This is a genomic window from Streptococcus sp. V913 (assembly GCF_054353455.1).
In genome coordinates, this window is the sequence record NZ_JBTHHX010000005.1 from 143,394 (window position 1) to 149,393 (window position 6,000).

Annotated in this window: 6 protein-coding genes, 1 tRNA gene and 1 rRNA gene; 6 read left to right on the forward strand and 2 right to left on the reverse strand. The window is 40.1% G+C overall.

The genetic code is table 11. From position 1 onward, the window contains the following. Positions 1-149: 149 nt before the first annotated feature. Positions 150-575 (reverse strand): hypothetical protein, encoded by a 426-nt coding sequence (locus ACXYSL_RS08885; RefSeq protein ID WP_458624525.1) that lies wholly within the window; start codon positions 573-575, stop codon positions 150-152. Further along, the gene (locus tag ACXYSL_RS08890; protein WP_007522644.1) at positions 572-985 is read right to left on the reverse strand and encodes a helix-turn-helix domain-containing protein; all 414 of its coding nucleotides are present in this window, start codon (positions 983-985) and stop codon (positions 572-574) included. The genes ACXYSL_RS08885 and ACXYSL_RS08890 overlap by 4 nt, the downstream gene beginning before the upstream one ends. Positions 986-1,262: 277 nt before the next feature. Here ACXYSL_RS08890 and ACXYSL_RS08895 point away from each other — a divergent pair, with 277 nt between their 5' ends. The 6 genes from ACXYSL_RS08895 to ACXYSL_RS08920 all read left to right on the forward strand — a co-directional run. Further along, a complete protein-coding gene (locus tag ACXYSL_RS08895; RefSeq protein WP_414344934.1) occupies positions 1,263-1,952 on the forward strand; it encodes a gamma-glutamyl-gamma-aminobutyrate hydrolase family protein in 690 nt (229 codons plus the stop codon). Between the two features lie 168 nt (positions 1,953-2,120). Next, a complete protein-coding gene (locus tag ACXYSL_RS08900; RefSeq protein ID WP_000018248.1) occupies positions 2,121-3,470 on the forward strand; it encodes a glucose-6-phosphate isomerase in 1,350 nt (449 codons plus the stop codon). Positions 3,471-3,597: 127 nt separating this feature from the next. Further along, on the forward strand, positions 3,598-5,058 hold the full coding sequence (gene gltX, locus ACXYSL_RS08905; protein WP_458624526.1) for a glutamate--tRNA ligase: 1,461 nt from the start codon (positions 3,598-3,600) through the stop codon (positions 5,056-5,058). 13 nt (positions 5,059-5,071) lie between these two features. Beyond that, positions 5,072-5,506 (forward strand): cytidine deaminase family protein, encoded by a 435-nt coding sequence (locus ACXYSL_RS08910; RefSeq protein WP_007522638.1) that lies wholly within the window; start codon positions 5,072-5,074, stop codon positions 5,504-5,506. Between the two features lie 116 nt (positions 5,507-5,622). Beyond that, positions 5,623-5,694: transfer RNA gene (locus ACXYSL_RS08915), tRNA-Glu, on the forward strand. 241 nt (positions 5,695-5,935) lie between these two features. Beyond that, a 16S ribosomal RNA gene (locus ACXYSL_RS08920) occupies positions 5,936-6,000 on the forward strand; the annotation flags it as partial.

The window sequence follows — 6,000 nt, forward strand, 5'->3', positions numbered from 1 at the left end:
TTCAAAAGCTTATTATAACAAAAAAGGCAGTGAGACAGAAGCAGATTCTTAGTTAAAAATCACTTCTCTCACTTTCTTGTCGTATTCCATTAATCTTTATAGACAATATACATAAATAACCAAAAAACACCTAGGATTATTTTAAAATCCTAGATTTTTCCTGATGTGCTAAGAAATATTTTACGCAAATACAGATAATAAAGGCCAAGCAATTCTAGAACAACCAAATCAACGAAAAATTGCCAACCAAAAATCTGAATGCGATTCCTAAAAAGACTGGTCAATAGAATCAGCAGAGCATCTCCCCAGAAAGCAAGACCAGCCAAATTAAGGGCTAATTTTCTTCTGAAAAAATAGAAAATCGGACTCAAGGTAGCAGCTAACAAATGGCTAAACCACACAATTACAAAGACAACAGGATAATGGCTAAAGTAAACCATAATAGCTGAATTATAATGTTCTGCAAAATAAGTCTGGTTACGCGTCATTACCATGACAAAATCATAGCAGCCTATCAAATTCAAGAAAAATATAAACACTGCAAAGCTAAGACCAAAGCCAGTAATTTTTTTCATTTCATTAACCCCATTTCTTCAAAAGATTGAATAAAAAAATCGCTCTTCAACAAGGCCAATCCTTGATTGATATCACCTAAAACCATAAGGCTGTCGTCTTTTTGGATGTTAAAAATTTTTCTCGCTCGTACAGGAATGACGATTTGTCCCTTTTCACCAACAGTTACCGTTCCAAAAATATACTTCCCTTCTTTGGCTTTAGCAGCAAAAGGAGAGACATCCCCATTAACCAACTCATCTAAGCTGATATCAAAAATTTCTGCCAAACGACTTGAAGAAATAATATCCGGTAAACTGTCGCCCAATTCCCACTTACTGAGAGTCTGACGAGATACGCCTACTTTTTCAGCTAATTTTTCCTGAGAATAACCTGACTTTTTCCTTAGCAGAGCAATCGTTTTACTAATCATACTTTTCCTACCTCTTTTTCTAAACTCATTATAGAGCCTTCTTGTCCAATTTTCAAGCGCCTTTTATTGGCAAAACGAGAGTTTTTTTGTTAAAAATCATAGCAAAAAAGAAGCCCATCTGAGCTCTAGTACAAATACTAGAACTTTTTATATTCCTAATTCAATTTTTTTAACCCATAAAAAATACTTATCACGGTCTTTTAAAAAACATATTAGACAGCAGAGTGCTTGAATGATAAGATAGGACTATCGTTAGAAAATCGAAAGGAGCCCCATCATGGCTAGAACGGTTGTAGGAGTTGCTGCAAATCTATGTCCTGTAGATGCAGAAGGAAAAAACATTCATTCATCTGTATCTTGTAGATTCGCAGAGAGCATTCGCCAGGTCGGAGGTCTCCCCTTGGTTATTCCTGTTGGTGATGAGTCCGTTGTGCGTGATTATGTGGAAATGATCGATAAACTGATATTGACAGGCGGGCAAAATGTCCATCCTCAGTTTTATGGAGAGAAAAAAACCATCGAGAGCGATGATTACAACCTAGTACGAGATGAGTTTGAACTGGCCCTCTTGAAAGAAGCTCTTCGTCAGGACAAGCCCATTTTAGCAATCTGCCGTGGTGTCCAGCTGGTCAATGTTGCTTTTGGCGGTACTCTCCACCAAGAAATTGAGGGACACTGGCAAGGTCTGCCTTTTGGAACATCTCATTCTATTGAAACAGTAGAAGGAAGCGTTGTTGCAAAGTTGTTCGGCAAAGAAAGCCAAGTCAATTCAGTACATCGACAAAGTATCAAAGACCTAGCACCTAATTTCCGTGTAACGGCTGTAGATCCTCGCGACCAGACGGTGGAAGCGATTGAGTCTATTGATGAGCATCGTATCATTGGTTTGCAGTGGCATCCAGAGTTTCTGGTCAATGAAGAAGACGGCAATTTAGAACTATTTGAGTACCTATTAAATGAATTGTAACGGTTAGAATATCTAGCCGTTTCTATTCGTTCTTTCAGATTTTTTGTATTTTAGCGTTTTTACGCAAACGTTTGAATTCTGATAAAAATTGGGCAAATTCAATAAAAAAACTTGAAAAAATCGAAGGTAAGCGTTATGATAGAAAAGAAGAAAAAATGGAGGAATATCATGTCACATATTAAATTTGATTATTCAAAAGTTTTAGATAAATTTGTAGCACCACATGAAGTGGAATACATGCAAGCACAAGTAACAGCAGCAGACGAATTGATCCGTAAAGGAACTGGTGCTGGTAGTGACTTTTTGGGTTGGTTGGACCTTCCTGAAAATTACGACCGTGAAGAATTCGACCGCATCTTGAAAGCTGCTGAGCAAATCAAATCAGACAGCGATGTTTTGGTTGTAATCGGTATCGGTGGATCTTACCTTGGTGCCAAAGCAGCTATTGACTTCTTGAACCACCACTTTGCTAACTTGCAAACAAAAGAAGAACGCAAAGCTCCACAAATCCTTTACGCAGGAAACTCAATCTCATCTACTTACCTTGCTGACCTGGTAGAGTACGTAGCTGACAAAGACTTCTCAGTAAACGTGATTTCTAAATCAGGTACAACAACAGAACCAGCGATTGCTTTCCGTGTCTTCAAAGAACTTTTGGTTAAGAAATATGGTCAAGAAGAAGCCAACAAGCGTATCTACGCAACAACTGACCGCCAAAAAGGTGCTGTTAAGGTTGAAGCAGATGCCAACGGTTGGGAAACATTTGTGGTTCCAGATGATATCGGTGGACGTTTCTCAGTATTAACAGCAGTTGGTTTGCTTCCAATCGCTGCATCAGGAGCTGACATCAAAGCCCTTATGGAAGGTGCTAACGCAGCTCGTAAAGACTACACTTCAGACAAACTTTCAGAAAACGAAGCTTACCAATACGCAGCCGTTCGTAACATCCTTTACCGCAAAGGCTATGCAACTGAAATCTTGGTAAACTATGAGCCATCACTTCAATACTTCTCAGAATGGTGGAAACAATTGGCTGGTGAGTCAGAAGGGAAAGACCAAAAAGGTATTTATCCAACTTCAGCAAACTTCTCAACTGACTTGCACTCACTTGGTCAATTTATCCAAGAAGGAACTCGTATCATGTTTGAAACAGTTGTCCGTGTTGACAAACCACGTAAGAACGTGATCATCCCTACTTTGGAAGAAGACCTTGACGGACTTGGTTACCTTCAAGGAAAAGATGTTGACTTTGTAAACAAAAAAGCAACTGACGGTGTTCTTCTTGCCCACACAGACGGTGATGTACCAAACATGTACGTGACTCTTCCTGAGCAAGATGCCTTCACTCTTGGTTACACTATCTACTTCTTCGAATTGGCAATCGCCCTTTCAGGTTACTTGAATGCTATCAATCCATTTGACCAACCAGGTGTTGAAGCCTACAAACGCAACATGTTTGCCCTTCTTGGGAAACCAGGATTTGAAGAATTGAGCAAAGAGCTTAACGCACGTCTATAATAGAAGAAAAGAGTGGCCTGACCACTCTTTTTACTCTCTTTATCCGTAGAAATTGGACTCAGGCGAGACTTGTGATATAATATAGAAAGCAAAAAGGCAGACGCCTAGAGACTTTATAGGAGAAACTATGTCAAAAGATATCCGCGTACGCTACGCACCAAGTCCGACCGGACTACTACACATCGGAAATGCCCGTACAGCATTATTCAACTACCTCTACGCACGCCATCATGGTGGAACTTTTATCATTCGTATCGAAGATACTGATCGTAAACGCCATGTTGAGGATGGTGAACGTTCACAGCTTGAAAACCTTCGTTGGTTGGGCATGGATTGGGATGAAAGCCCAGAAACTCATGAAAACTACCGCCAATCAGAGCGCTTGGAACTCTATCAAAAATACATCGACCAGTTGCTAGCCGAAGGAAAAGCCTACAAATCTTACGTTACAGAAGAAGAGTTGGCAGCTGAGCGCGAACGCCAAGAAGCAGCTGGCGAAACACCACGCTACATCAATGAATATCTCGGCATGAGCGAAGAAGAAAAAGCAGCTTACATCGCAGAACGTGAAGCTGCGGGTATCATCCCAACTGTTCGTTTGGCAGTCAATGAGTCTGGTATCTACAAATGGCATGATATGGTCAAAGGTGATATCGAGTTTGAAGGTGGCAACATCGGTGGTGACTGGGTCATCCAAAAGAAAGATGGCTACCCAACTTATAATTTTGCCGTTGTGATCGATGATCATGATATGCAAATTTCTCATGTTATCCGTGGAGATGACCACATTGCCAACACCCCAAAACAGCTTATGGTTTATGAAGCCCTTGGTTGGGAAGCTCCAGAGTTTGGTCATATGACTTTGATTATCAACTCTGAAACTGGTAAGAAGTTATCTAAACGTGATACTAATACCCTTCAATTTATCGAAGACTACCGTAAGAAAGGGTACCTTCCAGAAGCAGTTTTTAACTTCATTGCTCTTCTTGGATGGAATCCTGGCGGGGAAGATGAAATCTTCTCTCGTGAAGAACTCATTAAGCTCTTTGACGAAAACCGCCTCAGCAAGTCTCCAGCAGCCTTCGACCAGAAGAAACTAGACTGGATGAGCAATGACTACATCAAGAGAGCTGACTTAGCAACCATCTTTGAAATGGCAAAACCATTCCTAGAAGAAGCAGGACGCTTGACTGACAAGGCTGAAAAATTAGTTGAACTCTATAAACCACAAATGAAATCAGTAGATGAAATTATTCCATTGACAGATCTTTTCTTCTCAGATTTCCCAGAACTGACCGAAGCGGAGCGAGAAGTCATGGTGGGCGAAACAGTTCCAACAGTTCTTGAAGCCTTTAAAGCAAAACTTGAAGCAATGACAGACGATGAATTTGTGACAGAAAATATCTTCCCACAAATCAAAGCAGTCCAAAAAGAAACAGGTATTAAAGGGAAAAATCTTTTCATGCCAATTCGTATCGCAGTTTCAGGTGAAATGCATGGACCAGAATTACCAGATACAATTTTCTTGCTTGGACGTAAAAAATCAATCCAGCATATCGAAAACATGCTAAAAGAAATCTCTAAATAAGAAAGATGCAACAATGGACATTTGGGAAAAGATGTACGAAGAAGCACAGAAACTATACAATCCACATGACGTATCAGACTTTGTTTATGCTAATCATGTTGTAGCTGCAGTAGAAGCAGAAGATGGTCAGATATTCACAGGATTTTGTATGGAGGGCACTTGTGGCGTTTTTCATCTCTGTGCAGAACGAGCAGCTCTCTTCAATATGTATCAATTTTCAGGACAAACTAAAGTTAAAAAAATTCTCGCCTTTCGAGACAAACCACCCTATGGTGAAAGTTCAGGTATGCCCTGTGGCGCATGTAGAGAATTTCTCTTAGAATTGAATGCTGAAAATAAAGAAGCAGAGTTCATGATGGACTACGAAACAAGAAAAACAATCAAAGTTGCCGAGTTGATCCCATACTGGTGGGGAGAGGAACGTGCAACTAATTGTCAAACCAAATAGATAGGGTCAGTTTAACTGACTCTTTTCCCTTATTTTTTCAGAATTTCGATAAAGAGGAAAAAAGTTCTTGACAAAGGAGGAAAAGTAGGTATAATAGAAAGAGTTGAAAAGCTCAAGGTCCGTTGGTCAAGGGGTTAAGACACCGCCTTTTCACGGCGGTAACACGGGTTCGAATCCCGTACGGACTATGGTATGTTGCGGATGGAACACTTGATGAAAAAAGTTCAAAAAAGTTTCAAAAAAGTGTTGACAGAGAGAGTTAGCTGTGATATACTAATATAGTTGTCGCTTGAGAGAGATTGAGTGACAAAGACCTTTGAAAACTGAACAAGACGAACCAATGTGCAGGGCACTACAACTAATGTTGTAGTACTGAACAATGAAAAACAATAAATCTGTCAGTGACAGAAATGAGTGAGAACTCGAACTTTTAATGAGAGTTTGATCCTGGCTCAGGACGAACGCTGGCGGCGTGCCTAATACATGCAAGTAGA